We start from the raw sequence: 19,369 nt of genomic DNA on the forward strand, positions 1-19,369 counted from the left end.
CGACCCATCCCTTTCCGGTCCGGGAGCGAATGACGACTATGCCGAACAGTCCCGCGTCCCGCCTAGTCCCGTTCGTCGAGCGGCTCATCGGTGGTTCCCTCCCGGTCGGTCTCCGCACCTGGGACGGCGTCCGCGCCGGTCCGCCGGACGCCCCGACCGTGGTCCTCCGCAACCGCCGCGCGCTGCGCCGTCTCCTCTACGCCCCCGGCGAACTGGGACTGGCGAGGGCCTATGTCTCGGGTGATCTCGATGTCGAAGGCGACCTCGCCGACGGATTCCGCCGGATCTGGGCACTGACCCGGTCCGGCGCCGTGCGCGGCGCGAAGCTCGGCGCACGCGAATGGGCCGAGGCGCTCCGGCTCGCGGTGAGCCTCGGCGTCGTCGGGCCGCCGCCCAAACCGCCAGCCGAAGAGGCGCGGCTGTCGGGGAAACTGCACAGCCTGCTCCGCGACAAGTCCGCGATTTCGCACCACTACGACCTCAGCAACGCCTTCTACCAGCTGCTGATGGACGAATCGATGGCCTACTCGTCGGCGTACTGGACGTCCGAGGAGGTGGGCTACGACCTCGAACAGGCCCAGTGGGACAAGCTCGAACTGATCTGCCGCAAACTCGACCTGCGGCCGGGGATGCGGCTGCTCGACGTCGGCTGCGGCTGGGGTTCGCTGCTGGTGCACGCGGCGAAACACCACGGCGTGCACGCCGTCGGCATCACGCTTTCGGCGGAACAGGTACAGCACGTCCGCGGCCGCCTCGCCCAGCACGATCTGGAGGATCGCGTCGAAGTCCGCAGGCAGGACTATCGCGAACTGGTGGATGAGCCCTTCGACGCCGTCGCCACCATCGAGATGGGTGAACACGTCGGCGAGGAGAACTACCCCGAGTACACGCGGACGCTGTTCCGCATGCTCAAGCCCACCGGGCGGCTGGTCCTGCAACAGATGTCCCGCGGCGCGGTGGCACCCGGCGGCGGCGCGTTCATCGAGCGCTACATCGCCCCCGACATGACGATGCGGCCGCTGAGCCGCACGCTCGGGCACCTGGAGAACGCCGGATTCGAGATCCGCGACGTCCACGCGCTGCGCGAGCACTACGTGTGGACGGCCCGGGCCTGGGAGAAGACCCTGGAGAGCAACTGGGACGACGTCGTGGCGCTGATCGGCGAATCCGGCGCGCGGGTCTGGCGGCTCTATCTGGTCGGCGGCGCGCTCGCGTTCGAGGAGAACCGGATGGGCGTGGACCAGATCCTCGCGGTCCGCTCGTCCGACGAGGGTTCGAGCGCGCTGCCCGCCACCCGGGAGTGGTCCTGATGTCTCTCGGGGGGACCCTGCTCGTCACCGCCGGGGTGACCCTGCTGGCGGTCGTCTTCACGTTCGGCATCGCGCTGGCGCGCAAGCGGTACGACACCATCGACACGTTCTGGGGGCCGGGCTTCGCGCTCGTCGCGCTGGTCGCGGCCCCGCTCGGGGACGGGTCGGTGGCGCTGCGCGTGGTCGCCGCGGCGCTGACGGCGATCTGGGGTGTGCGTCTCGGCGTGCACCTCCACCTGCGCAACCACAAGCTGCCCGAAGACCCCCGCTACGTGCGGATGGCGGAACGCGCCGGCCCGAATCCGGCGCTCAAGCTGTTCGTCCGCGTGTACCTGCTCCAGGCGGTGGTGCTCTGGTTCGTGTCGCTCCCGGTCCAGTTCGCGATGTACGGCGACTCCTTCGGCGTGACGGCGTGGCTCGGCGTCGCGGTGTGGCTGGTCGGCTTCGGGTTCGAGACCGTCGGCGACGAGCAGCTGCGCCGTTTCAAGGCCGACCCGGGCAACAAGGGGAAGGTGCTCGACAGCGGGCTGTGGCGCTACACGCGGCATCCCAACTACTTCGGGGACGCGTGCGTGTGGTGGGGCCTCTACCTGCTGGCGTGTTCGAGCTGGGTGGGGGCGGCGACCGTGCTGTCGCCGATCGCGATGACGTACACGCTGGCCAAGGGCACCGGAAAACCTTTGCTGGAGAAGGGTTTGCGGCGATCCCGGCCGGGATACGCGACGTATGTCGAGCGGACCAGCGGGTTCTTCCCGCTGCCCCCGCGCCGTACTACTCCCCGGTGAGGCCGTCGGTCAGCTCGCGCAACAGGTCGAGGTGGCCGGCGTGCCTGCCGGTCTCCTCGATCATGTGCGCGACCACGAACCGCACGTTGACCTTGCGATCGCCGCGGAAGGCGACCTCGTCGTCCAGCCCCATCCTGGCGACGATCTTGCGGCTCCGCTCGCATTCGGCCTCGTAGGCGGCGATCAGCTGCTCGACCGGGGTCTGCATGGCGACCCGGAACTCGGCGTCGGGGTCGGCTTCGAGCGCCTCCTTCCAGACGTCCTCTTGGCCGTCGAGCACCACGTTGAACCAGTACTGCTCGACCAGGGTCAGATGCCCGAGCAGACCGGCGACGGTGGTCAGCTCGCTGGGCACGAGCGGCCGCCGGGCCTGTTCGTCGGTGAGCCCGGAGCACTTCCACACCACGGTGGCGCGGAGGAAGTCGAGAAAACCGTTCAGCTGGGTGCGCTCATCGCCGGTGAGCGGTGGTTCGGGACGTTTCGGTTCGTCGGTCATGGTGGTGCAGTCTGCCGGGCCCCACCGACGGTTCGCGAGCGAGTTCTCGAGCCGGGCGGTCCACCATCTGCCGCAGGGCGGTGGTCCATGTCCGACCGGGGTCCCATCGTTCGAGTGAAACCGGCGGTAATTAGCGCCCGCGAAACATGACGACCACCCGCCCGTCATGTCAGGCTGGTGCAGTTGTGCCCATCGCCGAAGTACCGAGAAAGGTCACTGATGTCAGGCCCCCAGCTGAGCGCACTCGATGTCGCTTTCCTTTGCCTGGAAAGCGAAACGACGCCCATGCACATGGGCGCGGTGGTCACCTTCCGTCCGCACGGGCAGGTGCACGCGCGTAAGCTGACCGCGTTGCTCGCCGAGCGGGCCTCGCGGATCCCGAAGCTTCGCCAGCGTCCTCGCGCCGCGCTGTTCCCGCCCGGCGCCGCCAGCTGGGCGGAGGACCCGAATTTCGTTGCCAGTGAACATATTTCACATCACCACTTGAGTTCCCTGTACGAACCGGACCCGCTCTCCGCCTACGCGTCGCGGTGGATGGGACGACCGCTCGACACCGGAAAACCCTTGTGGGACTTGCATCTCGTCACCGGCCTGCCGGACGGCGAGTTCGCGCTGCTGCTGAAACTGCACCACGCGCTCACCGACGGTGCCGGCGCGTACGCCGTCGCCGCGGCCCTGCTCGACGCACTCCCCCGCAAGGCGAGGCGCGTGCACAGCGGGGCCGAACCGCCCGCGCCACGGTCCCCTGTGGACGCGGTCAAGGACGTGCTCGGTGCCACCCTGGCCCAAGCCGGGGAGTCCGCCGGGATCGCGTCGTCGGTCGTCCGCGCGACCCGCTCCCCGCTGTCCCCGATCAGCGCGCCGCCGTCGACCGAACGCCGTCTCGGCTTCGTCCGGCTGGACACCGCCGAGATCCGGCGGATCCGCCGGACCCACGGCGGTACCGCCAACGACGTCGTGCTGGCGGTCCTCGCCGGCGCGCTGCGCGAATGGATGATCAACCGCGGCCAGCGCGCCGACGACCGGACCCTGCGGGCGCTCATCCCGGTCAGCGTGCGCGGGCGATCGGCCGAGCAACTCGGCGGCAACAAGCTGTCCGGGTATCTCTGCGATCTGCCGGTCGGCCTCGACGATCCGGTAGAGCGGCTGCTGGCCGTCCAGCGTGAGATGAGCCGGAACAAGGCCGCGGGCCCGGCCAGGGGCGCGGGCGCGTTCCCGCTGCTCGCCGACCGGATGCCGCCGATGCTGCACCGGCTGGGCACCAAGGCGGCCGGACTGGCCGCGCCGCTGTTGTTCGACCTCGTGGTGACCACGGTGCCGGTGCCGCCGAACCGGCTCACCCTCGACGGGACGCGGATCGAGAGTGTGTTCCCGTTCGTGCCGCTGGCCCCGCGGCAGGCGATCGGGATCGCGGTGGCGACCTACCGGGATTCCGTCCACATCGGACTACAGGCGAACGGGGCGGCGGTCTCGGACGTGGGTTCGCTGCGGGACGGCGTCCTCAAGTCGGCTTCGCGTCTCCTGGACACCGCTTAGCGCGTGTTATGAACGGACCTTTCATAACAAATTCTGTTATGAAAGGTCCGTTCATAACATCCGTGGGGCCGCTCAGCCGCGAAGCATCTCCGCGACCAGGAACGCCAGCTCCAGTGACTGCTGCGTGTTCAGACGCGGGTCGCAGGCGGTCTCGTACCGGCCCGAGAGGTCCAGATCCGAGATCTCCTGCGCGCCGCCGAGGCATTCGGTGACGTCCTCGCCGGTCAGCTCGACGTGGATGCCGCCGGGGTAGGTGCCGAGCTTGCGGTGCACCTCGAAGAAGCCCTGGACCTCGTCCACGATGCGGTCGAAGTGCCGGGTCTTGTAACCCGTCGACGACTCGTGCGTGTTGCCGTGCATCGGGTCGCACTGCCAGATGACCTTGTGCCCGGACGCCTCGACCTTCTCGACGATCGCGGGCAGCACCTCGCGGACCTTGCCGTTGCCCATCCGGGCGATCAGCGTCAGCCTGCCGGGCTCGTTGCGCGGGTCGAGCCGCCGGACGTACTCGACGGCCTGCTCTGGCGTGGTCGTCGGGCCGATCTTGAGGCCGATCGGGTTGGCCAGCAGTTCGGCGAAGGCGATGTGCGCGCCGTCGAGCTGCCGGGTCCGCTCGCCCACCCACAGGAAGTGCGAGGACAGGTTGTACAGCTTCGGGTTCGTCGCGTCCGCGCGGTCCATCCGCAGCAGCGAGCGCTCGTAGTCCAGCAGCAGCGCCTCGTGGCTGGCGAAGATCTCGGTGGATTGCAGCGAGGTGTCGGTGACCCCGCAGGCCGACATGAACCGCAGGCCGCGGTCGATCTCCGCGGCCAGCGCCTCGTAGCGCTCGCTGGCGGGCGAGGACTTCACGAAGTCCTTGTTCCAGTCGTGCACCTGGTGCAGGTCCGCCATCCCGGCGCCGGTGAGCGCGCGGACGAGGTTCATCGCGGCGCCCGCGTTGGCGTAGGCGCGGATCATCCGGCCGGGGTCCGGCACGCGGAGTTCGGGCTTGGCGACGAGCGAGTTGATGATGTCGCCGCGGTACACCGGCAGGCCGAGCGCGTCGGTGGAGGCCGAACGCGGCTTCGCGTACTGGCCGGCGATCCGGCCGACCTTCACCACCGGCAGGCTCGCGCCGTAGGTGAGGACGACGGCCATCTGCAAGAGCGTGCGCAGGTTGGCGCGGATATGCGGTTCGGTGTTCGACTCGAACGTCTCCGCGCAGTCACCGCCCTGCAGCAGGAACGCTTCGCCGCGGGCGACCATGGCGAGCCGGTCGGAGAGCCGGTCGATCTCGGCGGGGACGGTGATCGGCGGCACGCTTTCCAGCACGCCGCGTACGCGTTTCGTCAGCTCGGGGTCCGGCCATTCGGGCTGCTGCGCCGCCGGCCGGGAAAGCGCGTCGTCGAGCCGATTGCGCAGCTCGGGAGGGAGAGGAGGCAGTTCGGGGAGCGTGTCGACGGGAACGTCCACTGTCCAGTTCACAGGCACCAGGATATGCCGCCTCGAAAGCCGCCCGCCCACCGGGACGAAGCTCCCAAAAGGTGGACGGGCGGCACGGTGTGCTCAGGCGGCCTGCGCCTTGTTGTAGAGGTTCTGGACGTCCGCGCCGAAGTACGGACCGAACATGTAGCCGGGCAGGAAGGTGTAGCCGAAACTGTTCACCGACGCCTGGACACCCGCGCCGGTCGCCTCGCTGAAGTTGAGGAACCACGGTCCGCCACTCGAGCCACCGGTCATGTTGCAATTCATCCCGTGATCCTTGGTCAGCAGGAAGTCGGTGATCGTGCTTCCGCTGCAATAGATCAGCTTCGTGCCGTCGTACGGCGCCGCCGCCGGGTAACCGAACGTGTACATCGACTGGTTGCGCGCCTGGTTGAACGCGATCCCCTGTGCGCCGACGACGTCGGTCAGCTTCTGCCCGTTGAGCGGGTTGACCACGGCCGCGCCGACGTCGTAGTTCATGTCTTCGCTCGCTTCCCACTGCGGAGTGGTCAGCGTGCTCTTCGCGGCCCAGGTGCCGTAGGGCGTGTTGCCGTTGTTGTAGCCGGGCGCGAAGGTCCAGTTGGTGTGCCAGGCGCCCTGGTACTTCACGCAGTGCCCGGCGGTGATGACGACGCTGCCGTTCGCGCTGGTGACAGCGTCACCGGAGCACGACGCGTTCCGCCCGCCCATGGTGAAGAACACCCGGCCCGCGGTCTGCACGACCTTGCCTGCCCCGGTCCACGCGCCGCCGCCGTTGGGGATGCTCTGGATGATCGTGCTCTCCCCTTTCGCGACGTCCTTGGGCGAAAGCTTCGGGGCCTTGACCAGCTGTTCGATCGGGATCGCCGACCGCATCCGCTCGGGCGTCCAGTACGCCGCGACCACCCCCGCGTCGGCCGACGCCTGTTGCTCGGCCGGAGCCGCTTGCGCGGGACTCGCGACCGCCGTCAGCGCCGTCACCGCCAATCCCACGAGCGCCGCCAGGATCCCCGTCCGGGAAGCCGTCCTCTTCATGGCGTACCACCTTTCGCCACCGGTGAATTGCCGTATGACTTGCACGACATTCTGAAAGTATTTGTCTCACTACTGGGCGTACAAGCGGCCGTTCGGCCGTATCAGTGGTCGCGTATGGGCCGTTCGGCCGAGCGCGGCGAACACCGCGGGCGAGAACGTGAATCCTCACCCTCGGCGTTCGGAAACGGCCCTATCCGACTCGGTGGCGGTCCTGCCGCAACAACCCGAGGTCGACCGGTGTCAAGGTCGCGGATTTCAGCAGTTCGCGGATCAGGTTGCGCTTCAACGCATCACCGACCGGCTCACCGACTTCTTCCCTGTTTTCCTCATGCGGCAGAGCTTGACGGAGCGGCGGCCCTACCTCGTCGTTCCCGGGACTGATCCCGGTCCTCCACCTTGGGCGGGAGCCTCCCCCTTGCCGTTCGTCATCTCCGCCGGATGTCGCGAAAGCCACTTTCGGGACACTAGATGTCTCGAAAGTGGCTTTCGCGACACGTCGCCGACGCCCCTGCCGGGATCAGACGACGGCGAGCGGCAACGCCGTCGGGTGCACCGGCGCGGGCAGGTCCGAAGCACCGGTGAGATAGGCGTCGACGGCGCTGGCCACCGAGCGTCCCTCGGCGATCGCCCACACCACCAGCGAGGCACCGCGGTGCGCGTCGCCGCAGACGAACACGCCGGGCGAGGAGGTCTGCCAGTCCGCGCCGCACGAAAGCGTGCCGCGTTTGGTCAGCGACAGGCCGAGTCCGTCCAGCAGCGGCATGTGCTCGACACCCTCGAACCCGATCGCGAGCAGCACGAGGTCGGCGGGCAGTTCCTCGACCTCGTCGTTGACCGGGGTCACCATGCGCTTGCCGGTCTCGGGGTCCTTGACCACGCGGACCTGCCGGAGTTCGACGGCGCGCACGTTGCCGTCGTCGTCACCGAGGAACCGGGTGACCGCGACGGCGAACTTGCGCTCGCCCGCCTCCTCGTGCGCCGGGTAGGTGCGCAGGATGTACGGCCAGGTCGGCCACGGCGACCGCTCATCGTCCCTTGTGGACGGTGGCGTCGGGTACTGGTCCAGCTGCGTGACCGAAAGCGCGCCCTGCCGGGTCGCGGTGCCGTACGAGTCGGCGCCGGTGTCACCGCCGCCGATGATCACGACGTGCTTGCCCGCCGCGTCGACCGGCGACGGTCCGTCGCCCTCGACGTACTTGTTGGCCGGGACCAGATGTTCCATCGCCAGATGGATCCCGGACAGCTCGCGCCCTGGCGTCGTCGTGTCGTCGCGGCCGCGCAGCGCGCCGACGGCGAGCACCACCGCGTCGTAGTCCGCCCGGAGTTCCTCGACGGTCAGGTCGACGCCGACCTCGCAGCCGGTGACGAACTTCGTGCCCTCCTTGCGGAGTTGCGCGAGCCGCCGGTCGAGGCCCTTCTTCTCCATCTTGAACTCGGGGATGCCGTACCGCAGCAGGCCGCCGAGCCGGTCGTCCCGTTCGTAAACGGTCACTTCGTGGCCGGCGCGGGTCAGCTGCTGCGCGGCGGCGAGACCGGCCGGGCCGGAGCCGACGACCGCGACCCGCTGGCCCGACGAGACCTCCGAGATCTGCGGCTGGACGTAGCCCGCTTCCCAGGACTGGTCGGCGATGGTCTGCTCGACGCGTTTGATCGCCACCGGACCACCGGACAGCGGCGAGACCGACAGGACGCAGCCCGCCTCGCACGGCGCGGGGCACAGCTTCCCGGTGAACTCGGGGAAGTTGTTGGTCGCGTGGAGCCGGTCGCTCGCCGCGGCCCAGTCGCCGCGGCGCACCAGGTCGTTCCACTCCGGGATCAGGTTGCCCAGCGGGCAGCCGGAACCACTGGAGTGACAGAACGGGATGCCGCAGTCCATGCACCGCGAGGCTTGCTTGCGCACCTTTTCGTTGCGCTCACCGGGTTCCACGTCGGCGTACACCTCGCCCCAGTTGGCGAGACGCTCCTCTTTGGACTTCTTCTTCGGCTCTTCGCGCTCGTACTTCAGGAAACCCGTCGGATCAGCCACGAGCGGCCTCCATGATCGCTTCGTCGACGTCGCGGCCCGCGGCACGCGCCGCCTTCGCCGCGTCAAGGACACGCTGGTAGTCGCGGGGCATCACCTTGGTGAACGCCGCCGAGCGACGCGGCCAGTCGCCGAGCAGCGACGCGGCCACGGCCGAACGTGTGAGGTCGTAGTGCTTCTGCACGGTTTTCTTGAGCCAGGCGAGATCCTCGGACCGGGGGGTCAGGAGGTTCACCATCTCCTCGTTGACCCGGCTCCGGTCGAGGTCGAGCACGTAGGCCTCGCCGCCGGACATACCCGCCGCGAGGTTGCGCCCGGTCGGGCCGAGCACCACGGCCTGCCCGCCGGTCATGTACTCGAAGGCGTGGTCACCGACGCCCTCGGCGACGACCACCGCGCCGGAGTTGCGCACGCAGAACCGTTCGCCGACCTGGCCGCGCAGGAACATCTCCCCGCCGGTGGCTCCATAGGCGAGCGTGTTCCCGGCGATGGTCTGGCCTTCGGCGGCGAACTTCGCGTCCGGATGCGGGCGCACGATGATCCGCCCGCCGGACAGGCCCTTGCCGACGTAGTCGTTCGCGTCGCCGACCATGTCGAGGGTGATGCCGCGCGGCAGGAACGCGCCGAGCGACTGCCCGGCGGAACCGGTGAGCAGCACGTGGATCGTGTCCTCTGGCAGGCCCTCGCCACCGTAGCGGCGGGTGATCTCGGAGCCGAGCAGTGTGCCGACGGTCCGGTTCACGTTCCGCACCGGCAGTTCCAGCCGGACCGGATGAGCGTCCTCCAGCGCCGCCTCGGCGAGCTGGATCAGCGTCCGGTCGAGCGCGTGTTCCAGACCGTGGTCCTGGGTCCGCGTGCGCCGCTTCGCCCCGCCGTACGGGGTCTCGGTGGGCATCTCGAAGATCGGCGAGAGGTCGAGCCCGGAGGCCTTCCAGTGCTCGATCGCCTTGTCGGTGTCCAGGATCTCGGCGTGGCCGATCGCCTCGTCGAGGGTACGGAAACCGAGTGCCGCCAACGTTTCCCGGACTTCTTCGGCGACGAACCGGAAGTAGTTGACGACGTGGTCGGCTTGGCCGGTGTACCGTTTGCGCAGATCCGGGCTCTGGGTCGCGACGCCGACCGGGCAGGTGTCGAGGTGACAGACGCGCATCATGACGCAGCCTTCGACGATCAGCGGCGCCGTCGCGAAGCCGTACTCCTCCGCGCCGAGCAGCGCGGCGATGACGACGTCCTTGCCGGTCTTCATCGCGCCGTCGACCTGCACGGTGATCCGGTCACGCAAACCGTTGAGCAGCAACGTCTGCTGGGTCTCGGCGAGTCCGATCTCCCACGGCGTCCCCGCGTGCTTGAGCGAGTTCATCGGAGAGGCGCCGGTGCCGCCGTCGTGGCCGGAGATCAGCACGACGTCGGCGTGCGCCTTGGACACGCCCGCCGCGACCGTGCCGACGCCGAGCGAGGACACCAGCTTCACGTGGATGCGGGCGTTCTCGTTGGCGTTCTTGAGGTCGTGGATCAGCTGGGCGAGATCCTCGATCGAGTAGATATCGTGGTGCGGCGGCGGCGAAATGAGCCCGACGCCCGGAGTGGAGTGCCGCGTGCGCGCGATCCACGGGTACACCTTGTTCGGCGGCAGCTGCCCGCCCTCGCCCGGTTTCGCGCCCTGCGCCATCTTGATCTGAATGTCGTCGGCGTTGACCAGGTATTCGCTCGTGACACCGAATCGGCCGCTCGCGACCTGCTTGATCGCGCTGCGCCGCTCCGGGTCGTACAGGCGCTCGGGGTCTTCGCCGCCCTCACCGGTGTTGGACCGGCCGCCGATGCGGTTCATCGCGATGGCGAGGGTTTCGTGTGCCTCGGCCGAAATCGAGCCATAGGACATAGCGCCGGTGTTGAAGCGCTTGAAGATCGCCTCGACGGGCTCGACCTCGTCCAGCGGGACGGGCTCGCGGGTGCCCTCGCGGAAGGCGAACAGCCCGCGCAGCGCGCCGCCCTGACGGTAGAGGCGGTGCACCTCGTCGGAGTACTGCTTGTACACCTCTTCGCGGCCGGTCTTCGTCGCGTGCTGCAACAGGAAGACGGTCTCCGGGGTGAACAGGTGCAGTTCGCCCTCGCGGCGGTACGCGTACTCGCCGCCGGTCTCGAGTCCACGGTGGACCCGGTCGGTCGGGTTGTCCGGGTACGCGCGGCGATGGCGCGTGGCGACCTCTTCGGCGAGCACGCTCAGGCCGACGCCGCCGAGCTTCGACGACGTCCCGGTGAAGTACTCGTCGAGCAGATCCTGAGCCAGGCCGAAGGATTCGAAGACCTGCGCGGCGGTGTACGCGCCGACGGTCGAGATGCCCATCTTCGACATGATCTTCAGGACGCCCTTGACGAGCGCCTTGACGTAGTTGCGGATCGCCTTGGCGGGCTCGATGCCGGTGATCGCACCGGTCGAGATCATGTCCTCGATGGTCTCGAAGGCCAGGTACGGGTTCACCGCGGCGGCGCCGTAGCCCAGCAGCAGCGCGATATGGTGGACCTCGCGGGCGTCACCGGTCTCGACGACCAGCGCGACACGAAGCCTTTCCTTGGTGCGCACCAGATGGTGGTGTACCGAGGACACCAGCAGCAGCGACGGGATCGGCGCCATGCGGTGGTCGGAGTCGCGGTCGGACAGCACCAGTGTGCGCGCGCCCGCCGCGATCGCCTCGGAGGCCTCGCGCCGGACCCGTTCGATCGCGGACGCCAGCGCGTCGGCGCCACCGTCCACTTCGTACAGTCCGGAAAGGACACTGCACGCGAAGCCGGGGAGGTCGCCGTCGTCGTTGATGTGGATCAGCTTGGCGAGTTCGTCGTTGTCGATCACCGGATACGGCAGCTGCACATGGCGGCAGGAGGCCGGGCCGGGGGCGAGCAGGTTCCGCTCGGGGCCCATGATCCGGCTCATCGAGGTGACGAGCTCTTCGCGGATCGCGTCCAGCGGCGGATTCGTGACCTGCGCGAAGTTCTGCTTGAAGTAGTCGTAGAGCAGCCGCGAACGCTGCGAGAGCACCGCGGGCGGACTGTCGGAACCCATCGAACCGATCGGCTCCGCCGCCTTGGCCACCATCGGCGCGAGGAGGATCTTCAGCTCTTCTTCGGTGTAGCCGAAGGAAAGCTGGCGCCGCAGGACCGAATCGTGGCTCTGCACGATGTGGTCGCGGTCGGGCAGGTCGGCGATCTGCAGGAGACCGGCGTGCAACCAGCCCTCGTACGGGAGTTCCTTGGCCAGCTCCGATTTGACCTCTTCGTCGTCGACGATCCGGCCAGCTTCGGTGTCCACAAGGAACATGCGGCCGGGCTTGAGGCGTCCCTTGGCCACGACGTCCGCGGGGGCGACGTCGAGGACCCCGGCCTCACTGGCCAGCACGACACGGTCGTCGGCGGTGCGCCACCATCGGGCGGGGCGCAGGCCGTTGCGGTCCAGCACCGCGCCGACGAGCGTGCCGTCGGTGAAGGTGACACAGGCCGGGCCGTCCCACGGTTCCATCAGGCTGGCGTGGAACTGGTAGAACGCACGACGCTGGGCGTTCATCCCGGTGTGGTTCTCCCACGCCTCGGGGATCATCATCAGCACCGCGTGCGGCAGCGACCGCCCGCCGAGGTGCAGCAGCTCCAGCACCTCGTCGAAGGAGGCGGAGTCCGACGCGTCGGCCGAGCAGATCGGGTACAGGCGGGTGAGGTCGCCGGGGATCAGGTCCGATTCGAGCAGCGCCTCACGGGCGCGCATGCGGTTGCGGTTGCCCCGGATGGTGTTGATTTCGCCGTTGTGCGCGACGAACCGGAACGGATGCGCCAGCGGCCACGACGGGAAGGTGTTGGTGGAGAACCGGGAGTGCACGAGCGCGATGGCGCTGGTGAGCCGGGTGTCGGTCAGGTCGGTGAAGAAGAGCGGGAGCTGCTCGGGGGTCAGCATTCCCTTGTAGACGATCGTCCGCGAGGACAGACTTGGAAAGTACGTCCCGCACCCACTGGTCACGCTCTCGTTCTCGACGCGCTTGCGCAGGCAGAAGGCCAGGCGATCCAGTTCGAGCCCGCCGGGGCGCCGCCCGTTGGTCTCGGCGCCCGCGACGAACAGCATCGCGAAATGCGGCGCCACCGACCGCGCCGTCGGGCCGATGTCGGCGCGGTCGGCGTCGACCGGGACCTCGCGCCAGCCGAGGACGTCGAGGCCCTCTTCGGTGGCGATCCGCTCGATCAGGGCGACGGCCTTGCCGCGCTCCTCGGTGTCCGAGGGCAGGAAACCGATCCCGGTCGCGTAGGTCTGATGACCGTCCGCGTCCGCCTCGGGCAGGGCGAACTCCACTTCGGCCCGCAGCAGCCCGTCGGGCAGCTGCAACAGGATGCCCGCACCGTCACCGCTGGTCGGCTCCGCGCCGGCGGCACCACGGTGGTCGAGGTTCGTCAGCGCGGCCAGACCGTCGGTGACGATGCCGTGCGAGCGGCGCCCGCGGACGTCGGCCACCATGGCCACACCGCAGGAGTCCTGTTCGGATTCGGGATCGTAAAGACCCTGTTTGCCGGGAATGGCGGAGAAGATCATGAAGGGACCTCCTTCGTCGTCTGTGCTCAGCGGCCGGACGGGCCGGCCGGGGGAATGCGCACGGGACGACGATGGCCCGTTCGTTAGCGCGACTTTAACACCTAGGAAACATGTGGGCATCAGTTCATCGGACGAGAAAGCCCGCTGATGGGTAACGATCTGGATGCCCGGAACGACATAGTTCCTGATGGGGTCACGGTAGTTCGTTCCGCTAAGTATATGTCCTGTTCCGGGATGTCACGAGACGCGGTGAGGCGACCCTAGTCACTCCGGGCGCACTTCGCACGCTGGGGCAGACAACTAGAACGTGTTACTGTTCCGCGCATGATCCTGGACCGTTTCCGGCTCACCGACCAGGTCGCCGTGGTCACCGGCGCGGGACGCGGGATCGGCGCGGCGACGGCCGTGGCCCTCGCCGAAGCGGGCGCCGACGTGGTGATCTCGTCCCGTACCGAAACCCAGCTCGACGACGTGGCGGCCCTGGTCGCCGCCACCGGCAGACGCGCCCACGTGGTGCCCGCCGATCTGAGCGACCCGGCCGCCGCGGGCGAGCTGGCGCGCATCGCGACGGCGGAGTTCGGGCGGCTGGACCTGGTGGTCAACAACGTCGGCGGGACCTATCCCCGGCCACTGCTGGAAACCAGCGCCGAGTTCCTCGAAGAAGCCTTTCGCTTCAACGTTTCCACCGCCCACGCGCTGACCGTCGCGGCGGCACCGTCCTTACTGGAGACCGGCGGCTCGGTCGTCAACATCTCGTCGGTCATGGGCCGCGTGACCGGACGGGGCTTCGCCGCGTACGGGACGGCGAAGGCCGCGCTCGCGCACTACACCCGGCTCGCGGCGGCCGACCTCGCGCCGAAGGTCCGGGTGAACGCGATCTCCGTCGGCTCGGTGGCGACGTCCGCGCTCGAAGTGGTGGTGGGCAACGACGAACTACGCGGCCGGATGGAGGCCGCCACTCCCCTGCGCCGCATCGGCGAGGCCGAGGACATCGCGGCCACGGTCGTGTTCCTGGCGTCGCGCGCGGGCCGGTACGTCACCGGCAAGATCATCGAAGTCGACGGTGGATTGCAGGCCCCGAACCTGGAACTGGGCCTGCCCGATCTTTAGGAGGCGAACGCCGTGCGCGTGGTCCAGTGGAGTACCGGGAACGTCGGCAGGCACACCCTCGCCGGGATCGACGCCCGGCCGGAGCTCGAACTCGCCGGGGTCTGGGTCTCGAACGAGGCCAAGGCCGGGCTCGACGCCGGGGAGCTGGCGGGACTCGGTCGGTCGCTGGGCGTCGCGGCCACCACCGACGCCGACGCGTTGATCGCGCTCAAGCCGGACTGCGTCGTCTACACGGCGATGGCCGACGACCGGCTGCTGGAGGCTGTCGAGGACCTGAAACGCTTCCTGCGCGCGGGGATCAACGTGGTGTCCAGCAGCCCGGTGTTCCTCCAGTACCCCGAAGGCGTCGTCCCACCGGACATGATCGAGCCGATCCGCGAGGCCGCCCGTGAAGGCGGCGCGTCGCTGTGGGTCAACGGCGTCGACCCCGGTTTCGCCAACGACTGGCTGCCGCTGGTGCTCACCAGCGTGTGTGAACGGATCGACGAGGTGCGCTGCCTGGAGATCCTCGATTACTCGACGTATAACAACGGCAAGGTGCTCTTCAACATCATGGGCTTCGGGCGGGAGATGGACGATCTGCCTCTGCTGCTGCAACCCGGTGTGCTTTCGCTGGCCTGGGGCAGCGTCGTGCGGCAGCTCGCGGCGGGGCTGGATGTCGAACTCGATGCCGTCGAGGAGGTCTACGAACGACTTCCGGCGCCTGAGACGTTCGAGATCGCTTCGGGGACGATCAAGGAGGGCACGGCGGCGGCACTGCGGTTCGAGGTGCGCGGTATGCGCGGCGGGCGGCCGGTGTGCGTGCTGGAGCACATCACGCGCCTGCGGTCCGACCTCGGCCCGGACTGGCCGCAGCCGTCCGGGCAGGGCTGCTACCGGGTGCAGGTGACCGGCGAGCCGGAATACGTGCTGGACCTGCGGCTGCTCGGATCCGACGGCGACCACAACACGGCCGGGCTGAAGGCGACCGCGATGCGGCTGGTGAACGCGATCGCGGCGGTGGTGGCGGCTCCGCCTGGGCTGCTGACGGCGCTGGACCTGCCTTTGGTGACGGGGCGGGGCCTGGTCGCTCCCTGACGGTGGCTCGGTGGTCCGTGAAGGCCTCCTTCCCCACTTTGAGGGTAGGGTCCCGGCAAAGTCGAGATCTTGCAGGTCAGGCGGCTATTCGCCGCCTGCGTGAGGCTGACGATGAAGGAATGGGGACGTTGAATGTCCCCATTCCTTCACCGTCACAGGTCACACCGGTTGCGGAGCCCCTGAGCGGGGAAGAATCCGGACGTTCAACGTCCGGAATCCTCCCCGCTCGACCCTTGCGGGCACCAGCGATGCCAAGCCCGGATTACCAAGAGCAGCGCTGACCAGCAGCCCTGCGACTTTGCCGGGACCCTGACCTTGAGAGCAGGGAAGGGAGTCCTTCACGGCATGGGGCCCGATCCGGCAAGGAGTGAAGGGTGCGTTTCCTTCGCTGAGCCGAGGGAAGGGGGCCTTCACGCGCGGCCGCTGTGACAGGTGAGGCTCCTGCGGTACCTGTGGCGGTCCGGTGGTCCGCTTCACGCCCGTGCAATGAAGGGGCCTTTCATAGCAAATTTTGCTATGAAAGGCCCCTTCATTGCACTTGGGAGGCCGCCGGAACGCTACTTTTCGGGGTCGGGCTTCGGGTCCTCGGTCGCCCTGTCGACGGCAGAGTCCCGGACCGTGTCCGGAGCCGCCGCGACCTCCGCGTGTTCCTCGCTCTTGGGCGCGTCCTCAGCGGACGAGGCAGCATCCGAGGAGTCCTCGCGTGGCACGTCCTTGCTCCACAGCGTTTCCGGCAACTCTCGTGGCCCCCGCTTGGCGGCAAGGACGAAGTAGACGATCGCCGCGACGAACAGCAGGATCGAGGTCCACACGTTGACCCGCAGGCCGAGGATGTGGTTCGCGGTGTCGGTCCGCATCATCTCGATCCAGAACCGGCCCGCGGTGTACCCGGCGACGTAGAGCGCGAACGCGCGGCCGTGGCCGAGGCGGAACTTCTTGTCCGCCCAGATGACCAGCAGTGCGACGCCGAGGTTCCAGATCAGCTCGTAGAGGAACGTCGGGTGCACCGGGCTGTCCGGCAGCGGGACGTGCCCGATCGCGATGCCGTTCAGGAAGTCGTCCGGGTTGGTTGGGTTGTAGCGCTGGTAGATCTCCAGGCCCCACGGCAGATCCGTGTGCGCGCCGTAGAGCTCCTGGTTGAAGTAGTTGCCGACCCGCCCCAGGGCCTGCGCGATCACGATCCCCGGCGCGAGCGCGTCCGCCATCGCGGGCAGCGGGATCCCCCGACGGCGGCAGGCGATGAGCGCGCCGACCGCGCCCAGCGCGATCGCGCCCCAGATGCCGAGGCCGCCGTCCCAGATCTTCAGCGCGTTGATCGGGTTCTTGCCCTCGCCGAAGTACAGCTGGTTGTCGGTGATGACGTGATACAGCCGCCCGCCGACCAGGCCGAACGGCACCGCGAAGACGGCGACGTCGATGACGGTGCCCTTCGTGCCGCCACGGGCGATCCAGCGCCGTTCGCCCAGCCAGATCGCCACGATGATGCCGGCGATGATGCAGAGCGCGTAGGCACGGATCGGGACCGGTCCGATATGCCAGACGCCCTGGTCGGGGCTGGGGATGGTCGCGAGGAACGCTGCCGAGGCGGTATTCACGTCGGCCACCGTAGCGCTTCTTCCCCGTCTTGGGACCGTCAGCCCTCGACGGCGGCCAGATAACCGGCGATCAGGGCGCGCGCGACGTATCCGACTGCTGCGTCCGGCGGCAGGAACAGCTCGTCGTGCAGGCTGGGCGCGCCGGCGGTGTCACCGAGGCCGACGAACATCATCAGGCCGCGCGTCGCCCCGCAGTAGTGCGCGAAATCGTCGGCCCCGAACGACCGGAAGTCGAGGTCGACGCCCGCCCCGGCGCGGATGAGCCGCCGGTGCGCGTGCTGGGTGAGCCCGGCGTCGTTGTGCAGCACCGGTTCGCATGGGCTGATCTCCAGTTCCGCCCGGCAGCCGTGCGCCTTCGCGGTGCCGTGGACGACCTCGGCGAGCCCCTCCAGTGCGAGGTCACGGTCCTCCGCGCGCATCAGCCGCAGCGAGCCGGACAGGCGGGCCTCGTTCGGCACCACGTTCGCCGTCGTCCCCGCCTCGATCCGGCCGACCGAGCAGACCGCGCCGAACACCGGATCGACGCGGCGGCTCGCGAGCTGCTGCAGGCTCACCACGATCTGGCTGAGCGCGAGGATCGGGTCCCGCAGCAGATGCGGGTAGCCGGCGTGCCCGCCCTGGCCGCGGACGACCACGTCGAACTCGTCGGTGGACGCGTTGACCGGCCCCGGCACCGCCGAGACCACCCCAGCCGCGAGCCGCGGCTGGACGTGCGCGCCGATGACCGTCTCGACGCCGTACTCGGCGAGCACCCCGGACTCGACGATGTCCAGCGCGCCGGACGGCGATGTCTCTTCACGCGGCTGCAGGAGCGCGAGGAGCGGCCGCGGTACCCCGACGACGGCCGCCGCGCGGCAGGTCGCGACGAGCGCGGCCATGTGCACGTCGTGCCCGCACGCGTGCATCAACGACGTCTCCGAAGCCCACGGGACGCCGGTCCGTTCGGTGACCGGCAGCGCGTCCAGTTCGGTGCGCAGCGCCACGGCCGGTCCAGGCCCGGTGCCGGGGAACAGCACGGCACGGCCGGTCTTGGCGACCCGGACGCCGTCGGCGCCCAGTGCCTCGACGAGGACCTGCGCGGTGTCCTCTTCGTCCCCCGAAGCGCGGGGGTCGGCGTGCACCCGGTGCCGCAGCTCGATCGCGGACGGCAGTTCCGCCTCGACGGCCGCTTCCCACCGGTCCTGTAGTTCGTCCAGTTCCGTCATGTCCCCTCCAGCCCGTACACCCGTTCGGCGTTGCGGTGCCCCACCAGCGCCGTGATCCGGCGTGCGTCCACTTCGGACAGTACGTCGGCGGACAGCCCGGCGTACAGGAAGTCCGACAGTCCTTGCCGGAACAACCCGGTGCCGAGGTGGTACAGCTCGGCGAGCCCGAACGCGTCGGTGGAGAACAGCAGTTTCCCGAACGGCACGATCTCCATTGTCTCCGCGATGATCGCGGGCGCACGGTGACCGGCGTTGTGCGTCGCGAGTCCCACGTCGATGAACACGTGCTCGAAGACCTGCGCCAGATACGCGGCGTTCCGGTGGAAGGGATAGTTGTGCAGCAGCATGATCGGCACCCCGCGTGACCGCGTCGCCCGCAGCAGCCCGGTGAGCAGCAGTGGATCGCAGCGGTGCAGGTCGACGTCGGAATCGCCGAAGCCGACGTGGAACTGGATCGGCAGGGCCAGGTCGATCCCGGTCCAGATCAGGAACCGGTGCAGCACCTCGTCGGCGAGCCGGACCGGTTCGCCCGCCTCGATCCCGGCGAGCCAGCGACCGGCCGCTTCGGCGACTTCGGTGTCCGTGGGGCGCTCCCCCGCCAGGTCCAGTCCGACCCGGTAGGCGGCGATGGACTTGAAGCCGACCGCCGTCGTCGCGCGTTTCGCCAGCTCATCGGTGAAGGCGGCGCCGAATCCCGCCGCGGTGGTGGAGACGATCACCGTTTCGGCGACCTGTTCGAGCCGGACGATGTCCCGCGCGTGGGCGCCGGACAGGGCCGCGAACTGCCCGGTCGTGGTCAGCGAGTCCGGCAGGAAGCCGCCGTCGAGCAGGAACTCGGTCGTACCGGTGGCGCGCAGGAACCGCGCGTTGACCTCGGCGGCTCCCAGTTCGGCGCGGCGGGCCAGGTAGACCTCGGCCGGGACGTGCGGTAGCAGGCCGAGCATCGGGGCGCAGCGGGCCCGGACCGCGAGGCCGATCAGCGAGTCGAACAACGTCGTGCCCAGCGACGAGACGGTGTCGGCCTCGGTCAGCATCTGCTCGAATTCGATCCGGCTGAGATCGCCGGTGACGACGCCGTGGCAGTGGTGGTCCACCAGCCGCGTCTCGGCGACGAACGGCAGGATCGGGGTTCCCGGCATGACGCGTCCCTTCTCGTGATCGACGAGTGCGCCCCACCTTAGGACCGGATC

At 69.0% G+C, this 19,369-nt stretch carries 13 protein-coding genes; 5 read left to right on the forward strand and 8 right to left on the reverse strand.

The window, feature by feature from the left end; all coding sequences use genetic code 11:
• Positions 1-38: 38 nt before the first annotated feature.
• Complete coding sequence (locus tag ACLARN_RS26535) at positions 39-1,310, forward strand: class I SAM-dependent methyltransferase (RefSeq protein ID WP_409494170.1); 1,272 nt, start codon at positions 39-41, stop codon at positions 1,308-1,310.
• Positions 1,310-2,095: a DUF1295 domain-containing protein gene (locus ACLARN_RS26540; RefSeq protein ID WP_409494171.1), complete on the forward strand. Its 786-nt coding sequence runs from the start codon at positions 1,310-1,312 to the stop codon at positions 2,093-2,095. Before ACLARN_RS26535 ends, ACLARN_RS26540 begins: the two co-directional genes overlap by 1 nt.
• On the opposite strand, the gene ACLARN_RS26545 is transcribed toward ACLARN_RS26540, so the two are convergent.
• On the reverse strand, positions 2,082-2,591 hold the full coding sequence (locus ACLARN_RS26545; protein ID WP_409494172.1) for a DinB family protein: 510 nt from the start codon (positions 2,589-2,591) through the stop codon (positions 2,082-2,084). The genes ACLARN_RS26540 and ACLARN_RS26545 overlap by 14 nt on opposite strands.
• A gap of 219 nt (positions 2,592-2,810) precedes the next feature.
• On the opposite strand from ACLARN_RS26545, the gene ACLARN_RS26550 reads away from it, so the two are divergent.
• A complete protein-coding gene (locus ACLARN_RS26550; RefSeq protein ID WP_409494173.1) occupies positions 2,811-4,127 on the forward strand; it encodes a wax ester/triacylglycerol synthase family O-acyltransferase in 1,317 nt (438 codons plus the stop codon).
• A 72-nt stretch (positions 4,128-4,199) separates the two neighbouring features.
• Here ACLARN_RS26550 and ACLARN_RS26555 read toward each other — a convergent pair whose 3' ends face one another.
• The 4 genes from ACLARN_RS26555 to gltB form a co-directional block, all read right to left on the reverse strand.
• Positions 4,200-5,591, reverse strand: a complete 1,392-nt coding sequence (locus ACLARN_RS26555; protein WP_409494174.1) for a class II 3-deoxy-7-phosphoheptulonate synthase — start codon at positions 5,589-5,591, stop codon at positions 4,200-4,202.
• A gap of 81 nt (positions 5,592-5,672) precedes the next feature.
• The gene (locus ACLARN_RS26560) at positions 5,673-6,605 is read right to left on the reverse strand and encodes a trypsin-like serine peptidase (protein ID WP_409494175.1); all 933 of its coding nucleotides are present in this window, start codon (positions 6,603-6,605) and stop codon (positions 5,673-5,675) included.
• A gap of 517 nt (positions 6,606-7,122) precedes the next feature.
• A complete protein-coding gene (locus ACLARN_RS26565) occupies positions 7,123-8,631 on the reverse strand; it encodes a glutamate synthase subunit beta (protein WP_409494176.1) in 1,509 nt (502 codons plus the stop codon).
• Entirely contained in the window at positions 8,624-13,192 is a 4,569-nt protein-coding gene (gene gltB, locus ACLARN_RS26570) for a glutamate synthase large subunit (protein WP_409494177.1), read from the reverse strand. Before gltB ends, ACLARN_RS26565 begins: the two co-directional genes overlap by 8 nt.
• A gap of 324 nt (positions 13,193-13,516) precedes the next feature.
• Between gltB and ACLARN_RS26575 the strand changes: the two genes are divergently transcribed.
• Positions 13,517-14,302: an SDR family oxidoreductase gene (locus tag ACLARN_RS26575; protein WP_409494178.1), complete on the forward strand. Its 786-nt coding sequence runs from the start codon at positions 13,517-13,519 to the stop codon at positions 14,300-14,302.
• 12 nt (positions 14,303-14,314) lie between these two features.
• Positions 14,315-15,379 (forward strand): diacylglycerol kinase, encoded by a 1,065-nt coding sequence (locus ACLARN_RS26580; RefSeq protein ID WP_409494179.1) that lies wholly within the window; start codon positions 14,315-14,317, stop codon positions 15,377-15,379.
• A 557-nt stretch (positions 15,380-15,936) separates the two neighbouring features.
• On the opposite strand, the gene lgt is transcribed toward ACLARN_RS26580, so the two are convergent.
• The 3 genes from lgt to ACLARN_RS26595 are packed head-to-tail and all read right to left on the reverse strand — an operon-like array spanning position 15,937 to position 19,318.
• The gene (gene lgt / locus ACLARN_RS26585; RefSeq protein ID WP_409494180.1) at positions 15,937-16,983 is read right to left on the reverse strand and encodes a prolipoprotein diacylglyceryl transferase; all 1,047 of its coding nucleotides are present in this window, start codon (positions 16,981-16,983) and stop codon (positions 15,937-15,939) included.
• A 29-nt stretch (positions 16,984-17,012) separates the two neighbouring features.
• Positions 17,013-18,179, reverse strand: a complete 1,167-nt coding sequence (locus tag ACLARN_RS26590) for a M20 family metallopeptidase (RefSeq protein WP_409494181.1) — start codon at positions 18,177-18,179, stop codon at positions 17,013-17,015.
• The gene (locus tag ACLARN_RS26595; protein ID WP_409494182.1) at positions 18,176-19,318 is read right to left on the reverse strand and encodes an amidohydrolase family protein; all 1,143 of its coding nucleotides are present in this window, start codon (positions 19,316-19,318) and stop codon (positions 18,176-18,178) included. Before ACLARN_RS26595 ends, ACLARN_RS26590 begins: the two co-directional genes overlap by 4 nt.
• Between the last annotated feature and the right edge of the window lie 51 nt (positions 19,319-19,369).

It is taken from the genome of Amycolatopsis sp. cmx-11-12 (assembly GCF_046269425.1).
Classification (GTDB): Bacteria; Actinomycetota; Actinomycetes; order Mycobacteriales; family Pseudonocardiaceae; genus Amycolatopsis.

Excerpts from the sequence above, each read along its gene's own strand:
- ACLARN_RS26540 (WP_409494171.1), top strand. The coding sequence starts at position 1,310 with ATGTCTCTCGGGGGGACCCTGCTCGTCACCGCCGGGGTGACCCTGCTG.
- ACLARN_RS26560 (WP_409494175.1), bottom strand. The coding sequence starts at position 6,605 with ATGAAGAGGACGGCTTCCCGGACGGGGATCCTGGCGGCGCTCGTGGGA.
- ACLARN_RS26590 (WP_409494181.1), bottom strand. The coding sequence starts at position 18,179 with ATGACGGAACTGGACGAACTACAGGACCGGTGGGAAGCGGCCGTCGAG.
- ACLARN_RS26545 (WP_409494172.1), bottom strand. The coding sequence starts at position 2,591 with ATGACCGACGAACCGAAACGTCCCGAACCACCGCTCACCGGCGATGAG.
- gltB (WP_409494177.1), bottom strand. The coding sequence starts at position 13,192 with ATGATCTTCTCCGCCATTCCCGGCAAACAGGGTCTTTACGATCCCGAA.
- ACLARN_RS26535 (WP_409494170.1), top strand. The coding sequence starts at position 39 with ATGCCGAACAGTCCCGCGTCCCGCCTAGTCCCGTTCGTCGAGCGGCTC.
- ACLARN_RS26595 (WP_409494182.1), bottom strand. The coding sequence starts at position 19,318 with ATGCCGGGAACCCCGATCCTGCCGTTCGTCGCCGAGACGCGGCTGGTG.
- ACLARN_RS26575 (WP_409494178.1), top strand. The coding sequence starts at position 13,517 with ATGATCCTGGACCGTTTCCGGCTCACCGACCAGGTCGCCGTGGTCACC.
- ACLARN_RS26550 (WP_409494173.1), top strand. The coding sequence starts at position 2,811 with ATGTCAGGCCCCCAGCTGAGCGCACTCGATGTCGCTTTCCTTTGCCTG.